The organism is Salinibaculum rarum (genome assembly GCF_030505615.1).
GTDB classification, from domain to species: Archaea; Halobacteriota; Halobacteria; order Halobacteriales; family Haloarculaceae; genus Salinibaculum; species Salinibaculum rarum.
The window spans coordinates 1,604,875-1,624,608 of record NZ_CP129992.1; the positions used below are offsets into that span (position 1 = coordinate 1,604,875).

General features: G+C 64.1%; 25 protein-coding genes. 9 read left to right on the plus strand and 16 right to left on the minus strand.

All coding sequences use genetic code 11. The annotated features are described in order from the left end of the window. Nucleotides 1-80: 80 nt before the first annotated feature. Nucleotides 81-788 (plus strand): DUF502 domain-containing protein, encoded by a 708-nt coding sequence (locus QYL91_RS08500; RefSeq protein ID WP_302080071.1) that lies wholly within the window; start codon nt 81-83, stop codon nt 786-788. Here QYL91_RS08500 and QYL91_RS08505 read toward each other — a convergent pair. Beyond that, entirely contained in the window at nt 783-1,511 is a 729-nt protein-coding gene (locus tag QYL91_RS08505; RefSeq protein WP_302080072.1) for a GNAT family N-acetyltransferase, read from the minus strand. The genes QYL91_RS08500 and QYL91_RS08505 overlap by 6 nt on opposite strands. 195 nt (nt 1,512-1,706) lie before the next feature. Here QYL91_RS08505 and QYL91_RS08510 point away from each other — a divergent pair, with 195 nt between their 5' ends. Next, nucleotides 1,707-2,384, plus strand: a complete 678-nt coding sequence (locus tag QYL91_RS08510; RefSeq protein WP_302080073.1) for an HD domain-containing protein — start codon at nt 1,707-1,709, stop codon at nt 2,382-2,384. Here the strand turns inward: QYL91_RS08510 and QYL91_RS08515 are convergent. From QYL91_RS08515 to QYL91_RS08540, 6 genes are all read right to left on the minus strand, one after another. Continuing rightward, the gene (locus QYL91_RS08515) at nt 2,376-3,059 is read right to left on the minus strand and encodes a LysE family translocator (protein WP_302080074.1); all 684 of its coding nucleotides are present in this window, start codon (nt 3,057-3,059) and stop codon (nt 2,376-2,378) included. The two genes, QYL91_RS08510 and QYL91_RS08515, sit on opposite strands and share 9 nt — an antisense overlap. Next, a complete protein-coding gene (locus tag QYL91_RS08520; RefSeq protein ID WP_302080075.1) occupies nt 3,059-3,721 on the minus strand; it encodes a DUF2238 domain-containing protein in 663 nt (220 codons plus the stop codon). The genes QYL91_RS08515 and QYL91_RS08520 overlap by 1 nt, the downstream gene beginning before the upstream one ends. Further along, on the minus strand, nt 3,718-4,338 hold the full coding sequence (locus QYL91_RS08525) for a hypothetical protein (RefSeq protein ID WP_302080076.1): 621 nt from the start codon (nt 4,336-4,338) through the stop codon (nt 3,718-3,720). Before QYL91_RS08525 ends, QYL91_RS08520 begins: the two co-directional genes overlap by 4 nt. Before the next feature lie 44 nt (nt 4,339-4,382). Beyond that, nucleotides 4,383-5,324: a metal-dependent hydrolase gene (locus QYL91_RS08530; RefSeq protein ID WP_302080077.1), complete on the minus strand. Its 942-nt coding sequence runs from the start codon at nt 5,322-5,324 to the stop codon at nt 4,383-4,385. A gap of 95 nt (nt 5,325-5,419) precedes the next feature. Beyond that, nucleotides 5,420-5,722, minus strand: coding sequence for a DUF7116 family protein (locus QYL91_RS08535; RefSeq protein WP_302080078.1), 303 nt, complete (start codon nt 5,720-5,722; stop codon nt 5,420-5,422). An 83-nt stretch (nt 5,723-5,805) separates the two neighbouring features. Then, nucleotides 5,806-6,045, minus strand: coding sequence for a DUF5816 domain-containing protein (locus QYL91_RS08540; RefSeq protein ID WP_302082851.1), 240 nt, complete (start codon nt 6,043-6,045; stop codon nt 5,806-5,808). Nucleotides 6,046-6,128: 83 nt separating this feature from the next. On the opposite strand from QYL91_RS08540, the gene QYL91_RS08545 reads away from it, so the two are divergent. Continuing rightward, the gene (locus QYL91_RS08545) at nt 6,129-6,530 is read left to right on the plus strand and encodes a universal stress protein (protein WP_302080079.1); all 402 of its coding nucleotides are present in this window, start codon (nt 6,129-6,131) and stop codon (nt 6,528-6,530) included. Here QYL91_RS08545 and QYL91_RS08550 read toward each other — a convergent pair. Continuing rightward, on the minus strand, nt 6,527-7,516 hold the full coding sequence (locus QYL91_RS08550; RefSeq protein ID WP_302080080.1) for a mechanosensitive ion channel family protein: 990 nt from the start codon (nt 7,514-7,516) through the stop codon (nt 6,527-6,529). The two genes, QYL91_RS08545 and QYL91_RS08550, sit on opposite strands and share 4 nt — an antisense overlap. Before the next feature lie 84 nt (nt 7,517-7,600). Here QYL91_RS08550 and QYL91_RS08555 point away from each other — a divergent pair, with 84 nt between their 5' ends. After that, nucleotides 7,601-9,061, plus strand: a complete 1,461-nt coding sequence (locus QYL91_RS08555) for an RtcB family protein (protein ID WP_302080081.1) — start codon at nt 7,601-7,603, stop codon at nt 9,059-9,061. Here QYL91_RS08555 and QYL91_RS08560 read toward each other — a convergent pair. Continuing rightward, nucleotides 9,058-9,507 carry a type IV pilin domain-containing protein gene (locus tag QYL91_RS08560; protein WP_302080082.1) on the minus strand — a complete coding sequence of 150 codons (450 nt, stop codon included), beginning with the start codon at nt 9,505-9,507 and terminating at the stop codon, nt 9,058-9,060. The two genes, QYL91_RS08555 and QYL91_RS08560, sit on opposite strands and share 4 nt — an antisense overlap. A gap of 86 nt (nt 9,508-9,593) precedes the next feature. Between QYL91_RS08560 and QYL91_RS08565 the strand changes: the two genes are divergently transcribed. The 4 genes from QYL91_RS08565 to QYL91_RS08580 all read left to right on the plus strand — a co-directional run bounded on the left by QYL91_RS08565 (nt 9,594) and on the right by QYL91_RS08580 (nt 12,438). Continuing rightward, on the plus strand, nt 9,594-10,445 hold the full coding sequence (locus QYL91_RS08565; protein ID WP_302080083.1) for an eIF2B alpha/beta/delta subunit family protein: 852 nt from the start codon (nt 9,594-9,596) through the stop codon (nt 10,443-10,445). A 76-nt stretch (nt 10,446-10,521) separates the two neighbouring features. After that, entirely contained in the window at nt 10,522-11,652 is a 1,131-nt protein-coding gene (locus QYL91_RS08570) for a DUF373 family protein (RefSeq protein WP_302080084.1), read from the plus strand. A gap of 61 nt (nt 11,653-11,713) precedes the next feature. After that, complete coding sequence (locus tag QYL91_RS08575) at nt 11,714-12,127, plus strand: DUF371 domain-containing protein (protein WP_302080085.1); 414 nt, start codon at nt 11,714-11,716, stop codon at nt 12,125-12,127. Nucleotides 12,128-12,240: 113 nt separating this feature from the next. Further along, a complete protein-coding gene (locus QYL91_RS08580; protein ID WP_302080086.1) occupies nt 12,241-12,438 on the plus strand; it encodes a DUF5800 family protein in 198 nt (65 codons plus the stop codon). Nucleotides 12,439-12,462: 24 nt separating this feature from the next. Here the strand turns inward: QYL91_RS08580 and QYL91_RS08585 are convergent, their stop codons facing one another. Further along, complete coding sequence (locus QYL91_RS08585; protein WP_302080087.1) at nt 12,463-13,056, minus strand: hypothetical protein; 594 nt, start codon at nt 13,054-13,056, stop codon at nt 12,463-12,465. Nucleotides 13,057-13,424: 368 nt separating this feature from the next. Between QYL91_RS08585 and QYL91_RS08590 the strand changes: the two genes are divergently transcribed. Continuing rightward, the gene (locus QYL91_RS08590) at nt 13,425-13,874 is read left to right on the plus strand and encodes a pyridoxamine 5'-phosphate oxidase family protein (RefSeq protein ID WP_302080088.1); all 450 of its coding nucleotides are present in this window, start codon (nt 13,425-13,427) and stop codon (nt 13,872-13,874) included. Nucleotides 13,875-13,970: 96 nt separating this feature from the next. Here the strand turns inward: QYL91_RS08590 and QYL91_RS08595 are convergent, their stop codons facing one another. The 6 genes from QYL91_RS08595 to trxA all read right to left on the minus strand — a co-directional run bounded on the left by QYL91_RS08595 (nt 13,971) and on the right by trxA (nt 19,733). Continuing rightward, complete coding sequence (locus tag QYL91_RS08595; RefSeq protein ID WP_302080089.1) at nt 13,971-14,906, minus strand: alpha/beta fold hydrolase; 936 nt, start codon at nt 14,904-14,906, stop codon at nt 13,971-13,973. Between the two features lie 54 nt (nt 14,907-14,960). Further along, nucleotides 14,961-15,767 carry an ABC transporter permease gene (locus QYL91_RS08600; RefSeq protein ID WP_302080090.1) on the minus strand — a complete coding sequence of 269 codons (807 nt, stop codon included), beginning with the start codon at nt 15,765-15,767 and terminating at the stop codon, nt 14,961-14,963. Next, nucleotides 15,764-16,543 carry an ABC transporter ATP-binding protein gene (locus QYL91_RS08605; protein ID WP_302080091.1) on the minus strand — a complete coding sequence of 260 codons (780 nt, stop codon included), beginning with the start codon at nt 16,541-16,543 and terminating at the stop codon, nt 15,764-15,766. The genes QYL91_RS08600 and QYL91_RS08605 overlap by 4 nt, the downstream gene beginning before the upstream one ends. Further along, nucleotides 16,540-18,435 (minus strand): NosD domain-containing protein, encoded by a 1,896-nt coding sequence (locus QYL91_RS08610; protein ID WP_302080092.1) that lies wholly within the window; start codon nt 18,433-18,435, stop codon nt 16,540-16,542. The genes QYL91_RS08605 and QYL91_RS08610 overlap by 4 nt, the downstream gene beginning before the upstream one ends. Further along, the gene (locus tag QYL91_RS08615; protein WP_302080093.1) at nt 18,432-19,124 is read right to left on the minus strand and encodes a nitrous oxide reductase accessory protein NosL; all 693 of its coding nucleotides are present in this window, start codon (nt 19,122-19,124) and stop codon (nt 18,432-18,434) included. Before QYL91_RS08615 ends, QYL91_RS08610 begins: the two co-directional genes overlap by 4 nt. A 210-nt stretch (nt 19,125-19,334) precedes the next feature. Then, complete coding sequence (trxA, locus tag QYL91_RS08620; protein ID WP_302080094.1) at nt 19,335-19,733, minus strand: thioredoxin; 399 nt, start codon at nt 19,731-19,733, stop codon at nt 19,335-19,337. Between the last annotated feature and the right edge of the window lies 1 nt (nt 19,734).

The window sequence follows — 19,734 nt, forward strand, 5'->3', positions numbered from 1 at the left end:
CTCGGGACTCTGTTGTACCTTCATCGCCGTCTCTGGAGTGTCCCACTATCCTTTTGTCCGCACGCATGGTGCCAGGATGTATGGGGTTGTCTGAGACGGTCAAGAAGAGTCTGATTGCGGGTATCGCGCTCATCGCGCCGCTCGTGGTCACGCTCGTCGCGGTTCGACTCATCTTCGGGTGGCTACGTGGCGTTCTCAATCCGATTATCGAGGAGACGGGGCTGGTCAGCCTCTCGGGCAACATCGAGATTCTGGCCGAACTGGGTGCGCTCGCGATTTTGCTGTTCGGGATTACGCTGCTCGGATATCTCGCCCAGCGAAGCGGTGGGTCGCGACTGTTCGACCTGTTCGATAGGCTCGTCGGCATCATCCCGATGGTGAGTGTCGTCTACAGTAGCGTCCGGCAGGTCTCTGACGCGCTCGTCAACCGCGAATCGAAATACGAGAGCGTCGTCCTCATCGAGTACCCGCGGGAGGGGCTGTACGTCTTTGGCTTTGTCACCTCCGAGAGCCCGGGCGTGGTGACCGACGCGCTGGGGCGGGACGCGTACAACGTCTACATCCCGAACAGTCCCAATCCGACCCAGGGGCGATTCATGCTGGTCCCGACCGACGAGGTCATCGACATCGACATGAGCGTGAGCCGGTCGGTCAGACTGCTCGTGACGACCGGTATCGCCGAAGACCCGGAGGAACTCGAACAGTTTCGCGAGGAGGTCAACGCAAAACTCGACGAGGAAGATATTTCCCTGGACGACGTGCAATCGACTGCGCGCGAGAACCTATAGGTAGGCGGCGTCCCAGCGGGTAGGCTTGCGCGCGTTGCCACACTCGTCACACTGGATGCGCCCCGACGCGTCCATGGCGTTGGCGAGCTGGTCGCACTTGCCACACCAGTAGCCGTAGATGTCCTCGGCGTCGCGTTCGGTGTAGACGATGTAGAAGGGGGCGATAGAGCCGGTCTCCTCGTTTTCGCGGTCGATGAACACCGTCTCGCCGTCGTCGAGTTCGACCGGCTCCATCCGCTCGGCCTCGACCTCGGCGTAGACGTTCTCGACGTAGGGGGTGCCGTCGATATCGACGGTCTCCTCGCCGATTTTCACGAGCCCGCGGTTCTCGTAGAAGGCGTTCCCGCCGGCGTTGTCCGCGAGCACTCGGCCACGGAGATTCCCGGCACCGATGCTCGCGAGATGGTTGCGCGTGGCTTTGAACAGGTCGAGGCCCATGTCCTCGCCCCGGTAGTCGGGGTCGACGTGGAGCCAGAGAATCTCACCGGTGCTTTCGCCGGTGATGACGCTATCGGAGAAGGCGACGACCTGTCCTTTGTGTTCTGCGACGAGCAGCACCTTGTCGTCGTCTTCGAGCAGATTCCGCAGTCGGTTCTCGTCGTACCACTCCTCGATGGCCCCGATGATGGCCGTCGGGTCGAGCGAATAGGATGCCTGCATCGACCGCCGGGCGACGTCTCGAATAGCTGGCCTATCGTTGGCACGGGCTTCTCGAATCTCCATGTCCCCCGATTCACACCGATGTGCAATAAACGTACAGCACGCAAGTCTCCTACGACGGTGGTCACACTCACCTGCTCTGGTCACCCTCGCTGTGCCTATTTGTTGTCACACTGTCTCTTGTCGTAACGCTAAAGAGTCGAACAACCTTTTCTGCCCGTAAGATGAACAACGTTTGCTTCGTGCGGAGGTGGTGCTGTGGGTGTTGAGATACGCGAGTCGCCTGTCTCGGACGAGGAGTTTGCACAGATGGAGGAGTTCGTCCGGGATTATCTCGCTGCGAGTGTCGAAAACGAGACGGAGGGCGGCCGGATGCGGTGGTACCCGTGGCACTCCGCGGAGTACCGGTTTAACCACATCCGAAACGTCGTCGAACTCTCTGCGGACATCGCTCGCGAGGAGGGCGCAAACGTCGACGTGACGCGCGTCGCCGCGCTCTTTCACGACATCGCGAAACTGGAAGTCGAGCAGGACGCCCACGCCGAGGAGGGGGCACGCATCACACGGGAGTATCTGACGACCCAGTGTGACTACCCCCAGTCGTTCGTCGACCAGGTGTGTCAGTCCGTCGCGGAACACTCCTACCAGGACGACCTCACTGACCTCGCCCTCGAGACGCAGTGTCTCGTCGAGGCGGACATCCTCGACAAGGTGGGCGCCAACGGCGCGGCGCTCATGCTGTTGCGGATGGGGTATGAGTCTCGGACCCACATGGACAGCGCGGAGATGGTTGGTCGGGTCCTCGAACGCGGTATCACCGCCAAAGAGCGGGTCAAGAGTACGACCGCACAGGACATCGCCCACCGTCGGCTCAAACGCGTCAAGTGGTTCCGCGAGTGGCTCGACGACGAAGTGGCCGCAATCGACCTAGAGTAGCACCGTCGCGGCCGACCACAGGAAGGCGACGCCGAACCCGCCCAGCACCAGCGCGCTCGCGCCAGCGACGACCGGCGTTAGCTTCTCGAACCGGTCGCCGGCAGCGACGAGTCCGGCCGGAAAGCCCGTTACCCAGCAGACAATGCCGCCGAAGAAGCCGACCACGAGCGCCGGGCTCCCGGTCTCGACGACGACCAGTCCCGCGAGCGTGTCCCCGACGTACTGCACCTCGGCGAGCAGGTCGTGTGTCCCCGGCGTCAACAGGCCGACGCCGACGGTCAGCCAGAACAGAATCTGGTAGGGGTTCGTCAGCGCCAGCACGAACGCTTTCCGGAAGCCCTTGCTCTCGCCGTCGGGGTCTCCCTTGGGAGTCAGCGTCGCCCGGACGCCTCGGGCCGCGTCCACGCCAAACCACAGCATCAGGACGCCACCGATACCGAAGAGCGCGCCCCGGAGTTGTGGCATCGACTCGACGACGGCGACGACACCGGCCAGCGACAGGACGAGAAAGCAGAGGTCCGCGACCATCGCCCCCAGGCCGGCAGTGACGCCCGCGCGCCACCCGCGGAGCACGCTCTCCTCGGCGATGATGGCGTTCATCGGGCCGGGTGGTGCCGCGAGTGCGAGGCCGAACACCGCACCTGCGAGCAGCGTCGTCAGCGTCTGGACTACCATTACTCAGGCGTGCGTGCTTCGAGCTGGTCGGCGATGTAGCCGGCGATGTCGTTGAGATGGACTGTGCCCCAGGTGGCGACGACGAGTGCGCCGACCGTGTCAAAGACCATATCCAGCATCGTGTCTTCGAGGCCGTGCTGGGTGAGCAAGGCGGTGTTGCCCTGCCAGCGGGCCAGTTCCCCGAGGCCGAACTCGATGACCTCCCAGATGACGCCAAAGGCGAGGACGAAAAGCAGGATGTAGACGAACATGAACTGGCGTGGCAGATGGATGTCGGGAGAGTGTTCGTCCAGGGCGCGGGCCGTCGAGTAGCCGACGGCGGCAACCACCGACGCAGAGAGGGCGTGCGTGACGTGGTCGAACCACGGGAGCTGGCCGTAGAGGTTCTGCTCGGCGCCGGGTAGTCCGAGCACGCCGAAGGCGTGCAGGAATACGGCGCTCGTAATCCACAGCGTCAACGCGGGGTCCATCGGGATGTCGTAGTCTCGTTCCAGAATCGGCGGTATCTGGGTGGCGACGACGCCGACGAAGGCGTTGACGACGACGGTCGTACTCCCGCCCCAGATGCCGGCGAAGATGATGCCGACCAGTCCCAGTTCCATGGCGTAGGAGAGTTGCTTCTGGCGGCGTTTACTGATGCCGAGCCAGTCGCGGACTCTCATGGGACACTACCCTCCGGGAGTCGCGATTTCACGCGGGCGACCCGACGCACGTAGAACTCGAAGACGAGTCCGGCGAGGACACCGGCGATAAAGGAGGCGACGAACTCGAGCATCATCGCACGCTCTTGAGCCGTCTCGTCGGGTCCGAGCGCGTCGATGAACCCGGTGCCAAGCCAGATGTCCGCCGTCCAGCGCGCGACGGCCCAGATGCCCGCTGTGGCCATCGTCGTGATGACGACGAAGGCGACAGCGAACCCGGCCGACATCCGGACGCTCGTGAACGTCTGTAACTCGACGGCGATGAGCAGGGCCAGTGCAGCAACCGAGAGGTAGGAGGCAATCTGGCTGCTCACGGCGAAGGTGGCAAACGCCCGTCCCAGTATCGGCAACGCGGCGAGCAACAGTACTTCCCAGGGCAACATCGTCCGGGCAGAGAGGAAGGCAAGCGGCGGGATGACAACCAGGACCAGGACTGCGGTTGCGAAGGCGCCCCAGAGCGGGTCTCCCGTCAGGAATCCGTCGACTGCGACCAGGGCGACGACGCCGGTGATGGCCCACGCCAGGGCGGCGTTGAGCCGTGCATCGCGGAGCAGTTGTCCGAACTCGACGGTGGGCATATCGGATGCATTCGCTGGGGAGTGTAAAACGTGTTTGCTATCGCCTATCCGACGAGCAGGTACGCCACCGCGTACGCGAAGCCGGCGAGTGTCACTGCGGTGAGTCCGGTCACGGCGGTGTACCAGCGATTGCCGACCTGCTCGCGGAGGCCGACCGGCACCGCGACCAGTCCGACGCCGAGGACACTGAACACGAACGGCCAGGACACCTGCAGGGTCGGCGCGGGAATCGCGAAGACGGCGGCGGCGTAGCCGACACCGAGTGCCGCCCGCGGCCGTACGCTTGGCAGGAGTTGCCAGCCCCGGAGCCGTGCGACCGTCAGCAACGCCGCCCAGATGACAGCGAGTTCGACGAAAAACGCCCCGAGGAGGTGCAGTGTCGGGTCCGGGTGGAGCAGTATCCGGTCGGCGACGATCGTCGCGTCGAGCGGGTAGAGAAACTGCGGCGGCGTCCCGGTAAAGAGGTCACCGAATGGATGGGAAAGCAGCCCGAGCAGTGCCGTCCCCAGGACGATTCGGGGGCCGAAATCGAGCACGCCGGCGACGGTGACGATGCCGAGGCCACCCAGCAGGAAGACGACGACGATGGCAGCGGCGAGTGGACCACTGGTCAGGAAGACGGCTCCGACGAGCAGCGCAAACGAGAGGCCAGCCACCGCGAGCCAGCCGTCCGCTCGCTCCGACAGTGCTGTCGTCCGGGCACGCCAGGCCGCGAATCCGACCGCCGCGACCGTCCCGAGGACAAGCGAGTGGGTGACCGCGCGGTGGACGAGCGAAGCCGCCGCCCAGAAGGCATCCGAGGCGGCAAATAGCCCCTCGGCGCCCGAGGCGAGTCCGAACACCGCGTACAGCATATCGATGTCGGGCACCGTCCCGAACAGGCCGGCGACGATGCCGACGGCAAGTGCGCGGTCGGTCGGCCAGCCACGTCGACTCGCGACGCTGGCTGCGATGGCAAACGCCAGCAGACCGTGGCCGACGAACATGAGTGTCAGGCGTAGGCCCTACCACTGTATAAACTGCTTGTCGGATTGCTACCACACCACAGCGGTCGTTCAGGAACTGAAAGCGCGGCCACTCCTCAGGCTGTACGGCCGGCGACGGTGTACTCGCCACCGTCGCGGACGCCGATTATCGCCCACTCGTAGTCGGGGTCCTCCTGTGTCAGATGCCGTTCGATGTCACCTGCACGGTCCTCCCAGGTGACAAAGCAATGCATATCCCCGGAGGAGGGGATGTCCCGTGGTTCGGACATCGGTGTGACCCGGACCGTCCGCCACTTGCGCTGTGCGTGAATTTCGCCGCCGTTCCCCGACACGTTGTATCCGAGGTCCGTGAATATCGACTGGGCTTCCTGTCTGAGAGAGGTGGTAACAGTACCCATTCGGTACCGTCTACCACGGCATGTGTAATAAACGTATCTAGCTGACACTGACACAACAGAACCTGGACCAATCGTCGCTCCAGTTACTCGTGGGCGGCGTCCCACTCTTCGGCTTTCGTGCGGTTGGAACACTCGTTGCACTGGACTCGTCCCATCGAGTCGACGGCGTTGTCCAGCGACTCGCAGTTGCTACAGTAAAACCCCCACCGCTCGTCGGCTGTTTCGCTGGCGTAGACGACGAAAAAGGGACCCTTGTGCCCGCGCCGCCCCTCGGTACGGTCGACGTACAGCGTCTCTCCGTCGGGACCACTCATCGCTTCCATGCCACCCGGTTCGCTGTCCACGCTCAAATGCGTGCTGTTCGCGGTCACAACCTTTGAAGTGGCAAGCCTGCAAGACTCAGATGATGACCCAGGTCGTCGTGCCCGTTCGCTATCCACTGAGCGGCCACTCCCGTTCGACGCTCGCGGAAGCTATCGACATCGCAGCCACAGAAGACGCCGCGCTCACCGTGCTCCACGTCAACCTCTATCAGGGTGGAACCAACGTCACCCGGCGCGAACTGAAAGCGGCTGTCGAGCGGGAGTTCGGACGACTCTCGAACGCTCGATACACCGTCAGGAAGGGGTTTCTGGTCGAGAAAACCATCCTCGAGGAGATTGCCGCCGAGGAAGCCGACATCGTCGTCATCGGCAAGAAACAGGTCAGCCGCTGGCGGCGGATGGTTCGTCGCCTCGTCGACGACCCCGACGTCGAGGACTACCTCCAGAACGAACTCGACTGTGACGTCATCACTGTCGACGGTTAATTTTCGTCTCCGGTCGCTGCTTCCCCGTCCGGCACGACGTCGTCCGGTCCGTCACCGGGCTGGTCGCTGTCCGCGCCATCGAGCGAGACTGCCAGTTCGCCGCTGGTCTCGTCGAAGTACAGGTGCGAGTGCGGGTACGCGATTTCGACGTCCGCGTCTTCGAAGGCGTTCCAGATGTTCGTCTGGAGGTCCGACTGGACTGTCTGTAGTCGGTACGGCTCTTTCACCCAGTATCGCAGGCGCAGCGTGATGCCGTGGTCGCCAAACTCCGCGATGAGGCAGTCCGGCTGTGCGGGGTAGCGAGCGCCGCCGATGCGGATGCGTGGCCCGCCGTCGATGATGTCGTCGAGCTTTCGTGCGCTTCGCTCCATGAGCGTTCTGGCCTGTGGAATGTCGCTCTCGTAGGTGACGATGACGTCGAGCGTCTGGCGCGTGCGCGGGTCCTCGGCGGAGAAGTTGAACACGTCCCGTTCGCGGATGTTCCCGTTCGGCACCACCAGGAAGGTGTTGTCGAGGGTGAATATCTTCGTGTATCGGAGTGTGATGTCCTCGACGAACCCACGTTTGCCCTGGTCGGGTAGCTCTATCAGGTCCCCGATTTCGTAGGGCTGGTCGGCGAGGAGGAAGATACCGCTGATGATACTCCCGACGATGGGTGCGAGGATGACACCCACCACTGCCGAGAACACCGTCACAGACAGCGCGATGTCGCCCAGCGCCAGTCCGTTGATACGGAGGACGAGAAGCAGCGCGAACATGAACACCCCGAGCCGAACCGCGCGGAGCGCGGTGCGGGTGAGACTCGGGCGGTCGAACTGTCGTGCGATTCGGCGGCCGAACAGTTGAATGAGGACTCGCGAGACCACCCAGGCGAGTGCGAGGACGAGCACCGATGCGACCAACGGCACTGTCCACTCGGGCACCGCGTCCGGGAGCCACGCGGGTGCCCCGATGGCCGACTGGAGTGGGACTGTCTGGCCGTTCATGCCCCAGCAAACCCCCGGGGGCGAAAAAAGCGTTGTGTCACCCGGTCCGAACGATATTTCCCCGCCGGCCGTCCACATACGGCCATGACTACATACGACGCTGGGCAGTTCACGCTCGAGAAAGTCCGTGACTGCGTCTGGGAGATTCCCAAGGAAGGGGATATGCGCGTCCCAGCGCGCGTACTCGCAAGCGAAGCACTACTTGAGGAAATCGTCGAGGACAAGACCCTCGAACAGCTGAAAAACACGACCCACCTCCCCGGCATCCAGAACTACGCCGTCTGTATGCCCGACGGCCATCAGGGGTACGGCTTCCCGGTCGGCGGTGTCGCCGGCATCGACGCCGAAGACGGCTGTATCAGCCCCGGCGCGGTCGGCTACGACATCAACTGCGGCGTCAGAATGATGCGGACGAACCTGACCTACGAGGACCTCCAGGGTCGCGAGGAGGAACTCGTCGACAAACTCTTTGCCAACATTCCGTCTGGGCTCGGCGGGGGCGGTATCCACGACGGGACCAAAGCCGACATCGAGGCCATCCTCGACCGCGGCATGGACTGGGCACTGGAGGAGGGCTACGCCGTCGAGGACGACCTGGCACACTGCGAGGATGAGGGACACAGACCCGATGCCGACCCGAGCAAGATTTCACAGAAGGCCAAAGACCGTGGGACAAATCAGATCGGGTCGCTCGGCTCGGGCAATCACTTCCTCGAAGTCCAGCGGGTGACCGACATCTACCGCGAGGACGTGGCCGCGGAGTTCGGACTCGAAGCCGACCAGGTCGTCGTCCTCATCCACTGTGGCTCGCGCGGACTGGGCCATCAGGTCTGTACCGACTATCTGCGCGACATCGAGCAGACCCACCAGGGACTGTTGAACCAGTTGCCGGACAAGGAACTGGCCGCCGCACCCGCCGGGTCGCAACTGGCCGAGGACTACTACGACGCGATGTGTGCTGCAATCAACTTCGCGTGGGTGAACAGACAGCTCATCATGCACCAGACCCGGAAGGTCTTCGAGCAGGTCTTCGACCAGTCTTGGGAGGCAATGGAGATGGACCTGCTCTACGACGTCGCCCACAACATCGCCAAGAAGGAGGTTCACACCGTCGACGGCGAGGACAAGGAGCTGTACGTCCACCGGAAAGGCGCGACGCGGGCGTTCCCGGCCGGCCGACCGGAAGTGCCGGCTGCCTATCGCGACGTGGGCCAGCCCATCATCATTCCCGGGAGCATGGGGGCGGGCAGCTACGTCCTCCGCGGTGGGGAACGCTCACTCGAGGAGACGTTCGGTTCGACGGCCCACGGTGCCGGTCGGCTGATGAGCCGTACGCAGGCGAAAAACGAGTTCTGGGGCGAGGACGTCCAGGACGACCTTCGCGAGCAAGACCACATCTACGTCAAGGCCCAGAGCGGGGCGACAGTCGCCGAAGAAGCACCGGGCGTCTACAAGGACGTCGACGAGGTGGTTCGCATCTCCGACGCGCTGGGTATCGGTGACCGGGTCGCGCGGACGTTCCCGGTGTGTAACATCAAAGGCTAGCCCAGACCGCCCGGCGCTTGGTCGCTGTTCCACTCGTCGAGTACTTTCGTGGAGTCGTTCTGGTAGACGTAGACGACTTTGATGTAGTCACTAGACCCGACCCGACTGCCGTAGGCGCTGCTCTCGCTCAGTTGGACGAGGTCACCCGTGGTCACGTCACGGGATTCGTTCCAGCTGGCGAGCTCTGCCCATGTCACGTTCGAGCTCGGTCCCACGATACGGAGACGGCCGCTCTGGAGCTCGTTACCCGATTCGTGTGTGACTAGCAGAAACTCACCCTGGCTCTGGTAGTTGAAACTGAAATTGGCCTCGATGCCGTCGCTGTCGCTCCCGTCCAGAAAGAGGACGCTGACGCCTACTGATGCAGTCACCACGATAGTCAGCAGGACGAGTGTCGCGAGACTCACACCCTCGGATATGCCGCGGGTCCCGAGGTCGTCGCTCATCTGTGCCGACGTAGCAGACCCCGGGATAAATGTCGTTCGGCCCCGGACGGGAAAGCCATTAGTTGTCCCGGGTCGACTGCTCGCGTATGATAGACGAGACAGCCGAGGAGATTGCGGATATGCAGACTCACAGTTCCTCGGTCGTTGCAGTCAAGGCCGCCCGAGCGCTCCGTGAACTCACAGACAAGGAGTTCCCGACCGTCGAGGAGTACAACCGGACACTGAAACGAAACAGTAGCGCGCTCCGCCGGGCGAACCCCTCGCATGCGTCGTTACACACCACCCAGCGTGAGATCGTCGAGACGGTCACCGACGCCGACGCCGACACCGTCGATGCGGCAAAGCAGACCACTCTCGACGCCATCGACACCGTCGTCGAGCGCATCGAGACGGCAAAACGGCGCGCCGCCGAGGCTGCCGCGCCGCTGCTCGCCGACGCGGAGACGCTGCTTGTCCACGACTACTCGACGACCGTTCTCTCGGCGATACGACAGGCAGTCGAGGACGGCGCGACGTTCTCGGTGTACGTTACCGAGTCACGACCCCGGTATCTCGGCCGGAAGATGGCCCGCCGCCTCGCCGAGTTCGAGGCCGTCGACACGACGCTGGTCGTCGACAGCGCCCACGGTCATTTCCTCCCCGAGTGTGACCGCGTCGTCATCGGGATGGACTGTGTCGTCGATGAGACCCTCTACAACCGCATCGGGACCTATCCGCTGGCGACGACTGCCGCGGACTGTGACGTGCCGGTGACGGCGCTTGGCTCGGAAGCGAAACTCGTCGATGCCGGCTTCGCGTTCGAAAACGAGTATCGCGCGGCCAGCGAAGTGATGCTCGAACCGTCCGAAGGGTTCGACATCGAAAACCCCGCGTACGATGCCACGCCGACGCGTCTGCTCGACAGTATCGTGACCGAGTCGGGCGTCGAGTCGCTCTGAATCGGGTGCCATCGAACGGTTATTTCGGTCTGAACGGTCGAGAGGATTTTTATCCCGTCCCCCGTTGACTCCAACCGTGAGCACGCTTGTCGTCTGTCTCCATCGCGGTGAGCCCCTCCCCGGTGTCGACCCGCCCGTGGTCGGTCGGGCAGCCGTCGAGTCACTCGTCACAGCAGTCGGTGTCGAAGACCCCGAAGACAGCCGTGTCAACTGCCTTCTCGAAGGGCTGCGCGTCGCCGACGACCTCTCGGATGCGACGGTCGCGGTCATCTCCGGGACCGGCGAGACGGTCTCGGCGGACCGCCAGGTCGCCCGCCAGATCGACGACCTGGTCGCAGAGTTCGACCCCGATTCGGCCGTCGTTGTCGTCGACAGCGCCGAGGACGAGCGACTGGTTCCCATCATCGAGAGTCGCCTCCCCGTCGACGCCGTCGACCGGGTCGTCGTCCGACAGGCCCGCGACATCGAGTCGACGTACTACCTTCTCAAGCAGTTTCTCGCCGACGAGCAACTCCGCAAGACCGTCCTGGTCCCGCTCGGGGCGGCCCTGATTGCGTTCCCGGCCTTGCTGTTCGTGGCCGACAGCCCGGCACTTGCCGTCGGGACTATCGCCGCGGCGTTCGGTGTCTACCTGCTCTACAAGGGGCTGGGTATCGGCACGTACCTCGCGCGCTTGCCCGGCGACATTCGCGAGGCGCTGTACTCCGGCCAGGTCTCGCTTGTCACCTACGTCGTCGCGGGTGGCCTCGCGCTGGTCGGTGCTTTTGCCGGCGTGTTGAGCGCTTCCTCGATGCGCGCCGAGGCGGTCGGTGTCGTCATCCTCGGGATGCGGTTTGCGTTCGACGCCGTCCCCTGGCTGACCGCTGCGGCCCTCGCAGCCAGCACCGGGCGGTTGCTCGACGAGCTCATCCAGGACGAGGGTATCGGCAGTGCCTACGTCAATCTCCCGTTTGTCGCCGTCGCGGTCGGCCTGGCGGTCCGTGGCTTCTCGGCGTACTTCCTCGAACGCTCCGGCGTGTTCGAGGCGATGCGGGTTCCGGCGACGGAATTCGGTCCAATCGCGTTCGACGGCCTCGTTCTCACCTCTGCAGAACGGCTCGCGGTGTTTATCATCGCGAGTATCTTCGTCAGCCTCGTCGGCGTCCGCGTCGCGGCCTACATCAGCGGCAACGACGTCGAGGTCCCTATCGAAGAAGGGAGTTCCTGACGGGAGTCGCGCCCCGACGCGAATCGTCTCCCTGAAATACCGCCGTGCGGAACGGCCGTGTATGCAAGAAGTCGTGCAGGCGCGCGGCCACGAGCACGTCTCGGCCGAGCACGCGAGTACGTTCGAGTTGACCAGCGACGACTACCTGACGCCCGCGGGCGACTGTATTCTCGGCATCGAGGCCGACCGGGTACCCGCCGATTTCGACGCCGATTTCGTCGACGCCTGTCAGTCCCACGACGCGACCATCGTCGTCACTCTCGAGGTCGGCGACCACACCGAGCGCATCGAAGGCCGTGGCCATCCCGACCTGTCCTTCGAGAACGAGCGCAGCGGGGTCGGGCGGACGAGCGACTACGTCGACGACCGGACTGTCGTCGTCGGCGCGAACAAGGCCGCCGGGGACCTCGACAGGGACCTCGTCGAGGCGCTGGCGGCAGGCGAAGCCGTGACGATGACGCTGACCGTCGAGTGAGTACCCGCATCTGTCGAGCACCTATCCGGCGGACAGACGTCGCCGTCGGCCCCGCTCTGTGTGCCAGCGGCTCTCGGGACAGCCTTTTATTCTGAACCGACCTATCAGTGTGCATGACGCTGCTTTCCTTCGACGAACACGGCGTCGATGTCGTCTACGAGGGGACCGAGTTCCGCCTCGAGAAACCGCTTATCGAGGATGCACTCCAGAAAGAGTATCCCGACGTCACCGACCACGAAGTGATGAAAATCGTCGAACCGGACCCCTCGCTGTCGGGCGAACCCCAGCGCATCGCCGATATTCTGACCTAAGGCGGCGCGCCTGGCGCGTTCGTGTTACAGTCCCCACCGGAGTGCGGTCATGGTCAGGATGATAGCTAGCATCAGAATCGTCTGAACCATCCCCCACTGCACGGTTTTGCCGAACAGTTCGTCCAGACGATTACCGTCCGGGTCGGGCATCGATAGTTCGACGCTCATCCGGGTGGTCAGGAGGTGCAGCGGGCCGAACCCGATGAGCAACATGAGGGTACCGATGCCGAGTGCGGCCCACAGCCAGAGTGACGGGTCCGCCCAGTAGCCCATCAGGTCCGCCAGCGCGATGCCGGACCCGATGACGCCGACACTCAGCGGTTCCGCGATGACGACCATCTTCGGTATCACTTGGGCGTTGACTGCGGCAGCAGCCTCGTCCCCGGCCGCATCGAGTGAGGGGCCAAGCACGAACTTGAAGAAGAAATCGAGACCGAACCAGAAGGCACCGAGCGCGACGTGGACGTAAAAGAGGCCGCGCGGGTCACCGGACAGGTACGTGACAATCGGCGCGCCCAGGAAGAGGACAACCGCGATTGCTGCAAAGCGTTTGCTCGCGGAGTCTATCAGGATGTTCAACTCCTCTCGATGAGTGGATGGGCGGTCAACAGTTGCCATATGTTTACCGCTCAAACCCCGTTGGTTCGTTACTTCCGAACTGTTCGACCGACATCGATACGTGAACGACCATGTTTCAGGCGGCGTGTTACAGTACGACTTAAAAATAACTGGTGGTTCTCACACATGTTTGTGACCGAGCAGGCTCTCGATAGCCCGCGAGACGGTCGATGGACTGGGCAGTGAACACAGTAGCCGCGAAAGTGCCTTATGAAGCCTCTTCTGGCTCGTCCTCGCAGTTCCGTCAGTGCCGATGTTTCCGCTTGTAACTCGGTCGTACAGCCTATGTTGCTATACAGAAGCAGCGATGCTTCTCACCCGCTGAGAGCAGGATAGGCGCTTATATGTCGCCCAGCCGTAGTCTCCGCATGGGCGACACAACCGTCGAGATGGACCGCGAGGAGGTCGACCAGTTCCTCGGAACCAGCGGGACCGGCGTCATCTCGCTGTCGACGACGAGTGCCGACCCGCCACACGCAGTGCCGGTTTCCTACGGGTACGACACCGAAGAGCGGGTCTTTTATTTCCGGCTGGCTGTCGGGCCGGACAGCGAGAAGGGCAAACTGGGAGGGCGACCCGTGGCGTTTGTCACACACGATACGGTCGCGGAGCGCTATCGAAGCGTCGTCGCGCGCGGGCACCTCTCTGACATCGAGGCGGAGCAACCCCAGGAGGCACTCGAAGGACTAGAGCGGGTCCACATCCCACTGTTGGATATTTTCGGACAGCAGCCCGGGACCGTCGAGTTCGAGTTCGTCCGTCTGGTCCCCGACGAGCTGACGGGGCGCAAAGAGCAGGCGACGCGGGAGCAACCCTAGAACAGACCGGACGGCACCGCCGACGGCTGGGGAGCAAGGGTCGACTGACGGCGACCGGTCTCGACTGCCCTCTCGGTCGTTTTGATTCTTTGTGAGTCAGCGCTCGGGTTCGACGTTCTTCCGGACGACATCGACGAACTCGTCGGGGTGTTCGACGTGTGGGAGCAAAAGCGAGTTGTCGAAGACCACGAGGCGTGCGTCGGCGCGCTCGGCGAGTTTGCGACCGTCTTCGAGCGGCGTGATGTCGGCCTCGCGACCCCAGACCAGCGTGACGGGGACGTCTAGCTGTTCGAGTGCCTTCTCGAGGTCCTCGTCGGGGTCGAGAAAGCCGCTGAGGAACGACGCCGGCGCGAAACGCGCCCCTGGCTGGTGGGCCGACTGCCACTCGTAGTCGACCACGTCGTCGGGGAGGTTGTCCATGTTGTAGTAGCCGTGGTCCTCGTGGAAGTGCCGAATCGAGTACTTGCTGGCGATGAGGTTGTAGATTGCCTGCCCGACGAGCGGCGAGCGAAGCAGCGCACGCAGCCAGACACGCCCGCCGCCCATCGAGGAATCTGTCGGTGTGACGAGGACGAGCTCTCGCACCTCGCTTTTTGCGGCGGCCATCGCGGCGTAAGAGCCAGTCAGCGACGACGCGACGACGACGGGCGGTTCGTCGGCCAGGTCCTCGATAGCGTCGGTGACGAAGGTGGTGTACAGCGACGCCGAGTACAGCAGCGGCGGGCGGTCCGAGTGCCCGTAGCCCGGCAGGTCCGGTGCGATGACGTGGTACTCCTCGCTCAGTTTCTCGAAGACGGGCCAGAACTCGTGGCCGGAAGCGGCGGCGTTAATGCCGTGAAAGAGCAGCAGGTCCTGGTCGTCGGGGTCCCCGGCCTCGGTGTAGCCGACGTCGAAGCCGCGCCACCGGTAGGTGTCGTGGTCCCCGTCGAGATACGGTTCGAACGTCTCGGAGCGGGCGGTCAGCAGGCGGTTGGCGAGCGCGGTCAGGCCGACGGTCCCTGCCGCGACGCCGAGGAGGTTCCGAAGTTTCATATCCGAGGGCTAGGCCGTCAGGGGTATATACGTGATGTTCGCCCGTCTCCGGCGCTATCGCCACGCCAGCAGCGACGCGACGCCGAGGGAGGCAACGAGCCACCCCGCGAGTCCGATGGTGCTGACCAGGACGGTCGGTCCCGGGGGGACGTTCACGCCGGTCGGCGCGACGCTCAGCGCGAAGACGAGACTCCGATAGGCGCTGTTCGGGCTGACCGCGAGCAGCGCGGTGACACCGTCAGCGGAGACGAAGCCGCCGGTCAGCGACCCGATGAGCGCGCTGTCGAGGCCGACGACGAGCGTCAGCACCGCGCCGGCGGCCAGTGCGAGCCCACCGCGTGTCGAGCGCGCTGCGGCCGAGACGAGGATGGCGACAGCAAGGACGACCAGCGCGAACAGCGCGGTCAACAGGACATACCGCAGATACAGCGTCGGGGAGTCGACGGTGGCATGCGAGGCGATGACAGAGAGCTGGCGCTCCTGGCTCATCGGCACGAACACGGCCGACCCGAACAGGCCGAGCAACACCACCGCGAGCACGACGACCGCACGGCCCAGATAGACGCCGAAGACGTATCCGCCGCTGTCTATCGGGTAGGTACGAATCGTCTCGAGTTCGCCGCTCTCTCGGTCTCCGAGCAGCGCCCGGTAGCCGAAGGCAAACGCGAGGACCGGCACGAGCACCTCGGCGGGGGTCAACAGGTCCAACACGAGCGCGAGGTAGGCACCGGTGGCACCCAGCCACGAGATACCGGCCATCAGCAGGACGAACCCGCCGCCGAGGAGGAGCAACATGGGCGTCCGGAGGACGGTCACGAACTCCCGCTGGGCGACGTCAAGCACGTAGCGGTAGTCAGTCATTCGCTCTCACCACCGTGGAGGCCGGCCGAGACGGTGACAGCGTCGTCACCGCGGCTGAGTGTTTCGAGTGCATCCTCGAGGGTCTCGGTGTCTGTCTCGGCCAGCAGTTCCTCTGGCCCGCCGGTTGCGACCAGTTCTCCCCGGTCGATGACAAACACCGTATCGGCGATGCGTTCGACCGAGCGCAAGTCGTGTGTCGCAAGCAGGATGGCGTCGCCCTCTGCCGCGAGGGCACCGACGATGTCGGTGATGTGGCGGGTCATCGTCGGGTCGAGACCGCTCGATGGCTCGTCGAGGACGAGCACCGACGGGTCGCCGACCGTCGTCTGGGCGATACCGAGCAGGCGCATCATCCCGCCGGAGAGGGCATCGACGCGCCGGTCGGCGACCGCCGAGAGACCGACCCGCTCGAGAATCGCCTCGCTGTCGACGTCCACGTCGACGAGCGTGCCGTAGAACTCGATGGTCTCCCTGACGGTAAACTGAGGGCGAAACGCCGGCTGCTGGGCCAGATAGCCCACGCGGCGGTCGCCGTCGTCGGCGACAGTGACCGAGCCCGTATCGGGGTCGAGCAACCCCGTAATCAGCCGGAGCAGCGTCGTCTTGCCGCTCCCGTTCGGGCCGATGATACAGGCGACGGTCCCGGCCTCGACGCTGAACGAGATGTCGCCGAGGACATCGAGGTCCCCGAACGAGTGGCCGAGGCCAGCGATGTCGACGACTGTCTCCTGCTCGCTCGTCGGTTCGTCCTGCTGTGTGGTGGGCTGTGAGCTCATGGTGTGGTCACGTTCAGCGCGTCGAGTCGGTCCGGATTGACCGGGGCCGCGAGCGGCGACGGGTCGACGATGGTCGACCCGCGCAATCCGGGGACGGACTGCTGGAACTGTCTGAGTGTCTGTACCGTCGGCGCGTGGGCGAGTGTGTAGCTGCCCGCCGAGTGGCGGGCCGTCCGGTCGACGGCGTCTGTCGGGCGGTAGGTCCGGTCGATGACGCCATCGCCGTTCCGGTCGAGGCCGGGGACTGTCCCCCAGTAGTTGCCACGACCCTCGAGTGCCCAGCTGTTGAGCGTTCCGAGGCTGGCCGAGACCGGCCGGTCGTTGGCAACGATGTCGTTCTCGAAGACGTCGTTGGTTGGTAGCATCGTCGACGACCGGACGCCGACGCTGTTCTCGACGATGGTGTTGTCACGGTAGACTGACCGGCTGGTTCCAATCGAGAGCCCGATGTCGTTGTTCACGAGGACGTTGTCGGTCGTGTAGGAGGCGCCGCCGACGGTGCTGATGCCGATGTCGCTGTCGCGGACGTCGTTGCCGACGAGGACGTTCCCGGTCGGTCGCGTCATCAGGATGATGCCGGTGTTGGTGTCCCGCATGGTGTTGTTGAGCGCCAGCGTGTTGCTGGTGTACATCTCGTGGTAGCCATAGCGGAGATTCTCCATCTCGTTGTTCCGGATGACCGTCCCGTCGGAGTAGTGGGTGTAGACGGCGTCGCGGCCCCCGTTGAAGGACGAGTCCTCGACGACCATCCGGGAGTACATCGGAAGGACGCTCATGAATCCGTTGCGCCACTCCTCGGTGCCGTCCACCTCAATATTGCGGACGACGGCATCCGTGCTGTTGAGCGCGACGATGCCGTTCGAGGGGGTGTCGATGGTGACGTTCTCGACCAGCGACCGGTGGGCGTCGCTCATCCGGATGGCCGCGTCGCCGTATCCGTAGGCCAGTCTGATGCGCTTGTCCCACGCCGAGCCGTTGTCGGGTTGCATGTTCCCGGCGTTGCTCTCCCCGACGCCGACAAACCGGAGGTCGGTGATGCCGACCCTCGGCGAGCGAACGGTCACGACGGTCCCGTTCGTGCCACCGTCGAGGACCGTCTCGGTTCCGGCCCCCCGGAGCGTGAGTGGCTTCCTGATGGTGAGATTCGTGTCGTACCGGCCCGGTGGAATCTCGACGGTGGTGTTTGCCGGGGCCTGCTCGACGGCCGCCGCGAGCGTGGCGGCGTCCTCGCCGACGACGACCGACGTGGGGCGGTCGCGTGTCTGCTGTGCCTGCTCGACGGTCTCGTTTGCCCACTGCTGGTGCTTGGCTGTCGGGGGCTGGCGGTCACGGCGGTCGCCCTGGCCGGCGAGGCGGTCTTTCAGTCCGTCCCAGTCGATGACCTCACCGTCGTACTCGTCGGCAAAGGACTGCGCCGCGGCGCGGTCATCGAACGGCACCGTCGTCGGTCCTGCCGGTGTCCGTGCCGGGGTCCCGACAACGAACCATGCGTCGGCCGTGCGTGTCCACCCTCGCGCGATGCTGTTCGAGAGTGTCACGTATCCCTCGTCGGTCAACTGTGGGTCGGTCCCCGAGAGGTCGGTGACGAACACGGCGAGTGGCTGGCCGAACTGCTCTGTGTGGCGGCTTCCAGTGACTCCCGTGACCAGCGACTCCATCCCGTAGTAGCCGACGACGTACTGGTACTGTGAGTAAAACACCTGTCCCTTCGGAACGACGTAGCCGGCCGTCTCTGCTTGCTGGACGTCGACGCCGGTCAGCCCCGTGGTGAGCGTCTCGTCGAAGGGGACAGGCGAGAGTTGGTCGCCTCCGGCTGGGCTGGCCGCAAAGCCACTCGCGGCCAGCAAGAGCGCGAGCGCGACGGCTGTGCCGGCGTAGACAACGCTTTTCATATACTGGAAAGTTCCGCAATCGTCTGTTCGGTCACGTCCTCGAAGGCGACCACCGTCCCACCGTACTCCGACTGGAACTGCTCTGCGTCCCCCTGCTCCGAGAAGCCGATGAGGTCCCGGCCCATCGCGCCTTTGACCTCCGAGCCGGCGACGAAGGTCACGGTCGTCGCGTCGACGTAGTCGTCGCTCTCGACGTGTGTCGAGATGAGGGTGTCACCGGCGTCCGTTGTCAGTTCGTAGTCGACCGACGAGTAGTCCGTGACGTAGAACACCTCCCTGTTCCAGCCCTCGTTTTGCCGCTCGAAGTCGTACTGGAAGGCTTCCCATGTGCTGCAAAACCGTGCGGGGTTCGCGTGGCCTGACGGCGTCTGCTCGGCGTAGAACACCTGTGCGGTCGGACCGGGATGGTTGGGGATTATCATCCCGCAAACCTCACACTCGTCGTCCCGTGTCAGCGACAGCGGTTCGAGTACGTCTTCGTCTCCGTCGGACCCGAGACACCCGGCCAGACTGGCGGCGACGGCGGTCCCGCCCGCCAGAACGGTTCGTCGCGTCAACAACCCACTCCACTCGCCGCTCCCCTCCCTGGCTCTCCCGTCGGTGTCGCGCTGGTCGCCGTGAGGGTGGTCACACTGGCCACCGCGTGTGTTGTGCTGGCCCCGAACACAACTGCTGTGGCGGTCACACATACCGGTACTTTCGCCTGCGGAAGAAAAAAGCGTAGAGTCGGTCATCGACTGGTGATAACCGCCGACGCTTTTATACTCTTGTCGTATTTGTTACCTCTTACGAGAGCTGTACTAGTGTGGTTTCCGTACACGACTGGCGTCGCTGCCAGTCGGTACTATCGCGAAACGCGGGGCGAAAAGGGGCTGTCGTCGGTTACCCGGTGAATCCGTTCAGTTGTACTGTGCGATGGTCTGGGCCAGCGCCTCTTCTTGCTGGACGCCGACCATCTGCTCTACCTGCTGACCGTCCGCGAACAGGACGAGCGTCGGCACGCCCTGCACGCCGTACTGGCGCGCCAGGGACTGGTTCGCGTCGACGTCGACTTTCGCGATGGCAGCGTCCGTCTCGGCGGCGAGCGATTCCACGATCGGCGTGAGCATCTTGCACGGGCCACACCAGTCTGCGTAGAAGTCTACCAGCACCACGTCGTACTGCTGGACTGCTTCGTCGAGTTCCGACTGGCTGTCGATGTGAATCGGCTCCGACGGTGCGTCGGCTCCCTCTTCCTCTTCGACGAGTTGTTCGCGTTTCTTCTTCCTGACTTCCTCCAGAGAGTTTTCGTCGCTCATC

Excerpts from the sequence above, each read along its gene's own strand:
- QYL91_RS08500 (WP_302080071.1), top strand. The coding sequence starts at position 81 with ATGGGGTTGTCTGAGACGGTCAAGAAGAGTCTGATTGCGGGTATCGCG.
- QYL91_RS08505 (WP_302080072.1), bottom strand. The coding sequence starts at position 1,511 with ATGGAGATTCGAGAAGCCCGTGCCAACGATAGGCCAGCTATTCGAGAC.
- QYL91_RS08515 (WP_302080074.1), bottom strand. The coding sequence starts at position 3,059 with ATGGTAGTCCAGACGCTGACGACGCTGCTCGCAGGTGCGGTGTTCGGC.
- QYL91_RS08520 (WP_302080075.1), bottom strand. The coding sequence starts at position 3,721 with ATGAGAGTCCGCGACTGGCTCGGCATCAGTAAACGCCGCCAGAAGCAA.
- QYL91_RS08525 (WP_302080076.1), bottom strand. The coding sequence starts at position 4,338 with ATGCCCACCGTCGAGTTCGGACAACTGCTCCGCGATGCACGGCTCAAC.
- QYL91_RS08530 (WP_302080077.1), bottom strand. The coding sequence starts at position 5,324 with ATGTTCGTCGGCCACGGTCTGCTGGCGTTTGCCATCGCAGCCAGCGTC.
- QYL91_RS08535 (WP_302080078.1), bottom strand. The coding sequence starts at position 5,722 with ATGGGTACTGTTACCACCTCTCTCAGACAGGAAGCCCAGTCGATATTC.
- QYL91_RS08540 (WP_302082851.1), bottom strand. The coding sequence starts at position 6,045 with ATGGAAGCGATGAGTGGTCCCGACGGAGAGACGCTGTACGTCGACCGT.
- QYL91_RS08545 (WP_302080079.1), top strand. The coding sequence starts at position 6,129 with ATGACCCAGGTCGTCGTGCCCGTTCGCTATCCACTGAGCGGCCACTCC.
- QYL91_RS08550 (WP_302080080.1), bottom strand. The coding sequence starts at position 7,516 with ATGAACGGCCAGACAGTCCCACTCCAGTCGGCCATCGGGGCACCCGCG.
- QYL91_RS08555 (WP_302080081.1), top strand. The coding sequence starts at position 7,601 with ATGACTACATACGACGCTGGGCAGTTCACGCTCGAGAAAGTCCGTGAC.
- QYL91_RS08560 (WP_302080082.1), bottom strand. The coding sequence starts at position 9,507 with ATGAGCGACGACCTCGGGACCCGCGGCATATCCGAGGGTGTGAGTCTC.
- QYL91_RS08565 (WP_302080083.1), top strand. The coding sequence starts at position 9,594 with ATGATAGACGAGACAGCCGAGGAGATTGCGGATATGCAGACTCACAGT.
- QYL91_RS08575 (WP_302080085.1), top strand. The coding sequence starts at position 11,714 with ATGCAAGAAGTCGTGCAGGCGCGCGGCCACGAGCACGTCTCGGCCGAG.
- QYL91_RS08580 (WP_302080086.1), top strand. The coding sequence starts at position 12,241 with ATGACGCTGCTTTCCTTCGACGAACACGGCGTCGATGTCGTCTACGAG.
- QYL91_RS08585 (WP_302080087.1), bottom strand. The coding sequence starts at position 13,056 with ATGGCAACTGTTGACCGCCCATCCACTCATCGAGAGGAGTTGAACATC.
- QYL91_RS08590 (WP_302080088.1), top strand. The coding sequence starts at position 13,425 with ATGGGCGACACAACCGTCGAGATGGACCGCGAGGAGGTCGACCAGTTC.
- QYL91_RS08595 (WP_302080089.1), bottom strand. The coding sequence starts at position 14,906 with ATGAAACTTCGGAACCTCCTCGGCGTCGCGGCAGGGACCGTCGGCCTG.
- QYL91_RS08600 (WP_302080090.1), bottom strand. The coding sequence starts at position 15,767 with ATGACTGACTACCGCTACGTGCTTGACGTCGCCCAGCGGGAGTTCGTG.
- QYL91_RS08605 (WP_302080091.1), bottom strand. The coding sequence starts at position 16,543 with ATGAGCTCACAGCCCACCACACAGCAGGACGAACCGACGAGCGAGCAG.
- QYL91_RS08610 (WP_302080092.1), bottom strand. The coding sequence starts at position 18,435 with ATGAAAAGCGTTGTCTACGCCGGCACAGCCGTCGCGCTCGCGCTCTTG.
- QYL91_RS08615 (WP_302080093.1), bottom strand. The coding sequence starts at position 19,124 with ATGTGTGACCGCCACAGCAGTTGTGTTCGGGGCCAGCACAACACACGC.
- trxA (WP_302080094.1), bottom strand. The coding sequence starts at position 19,733 with ATGAGCGACGAAAACTCTCTGGAGGAAGTCAGGAAGAAGAAACGCGAA.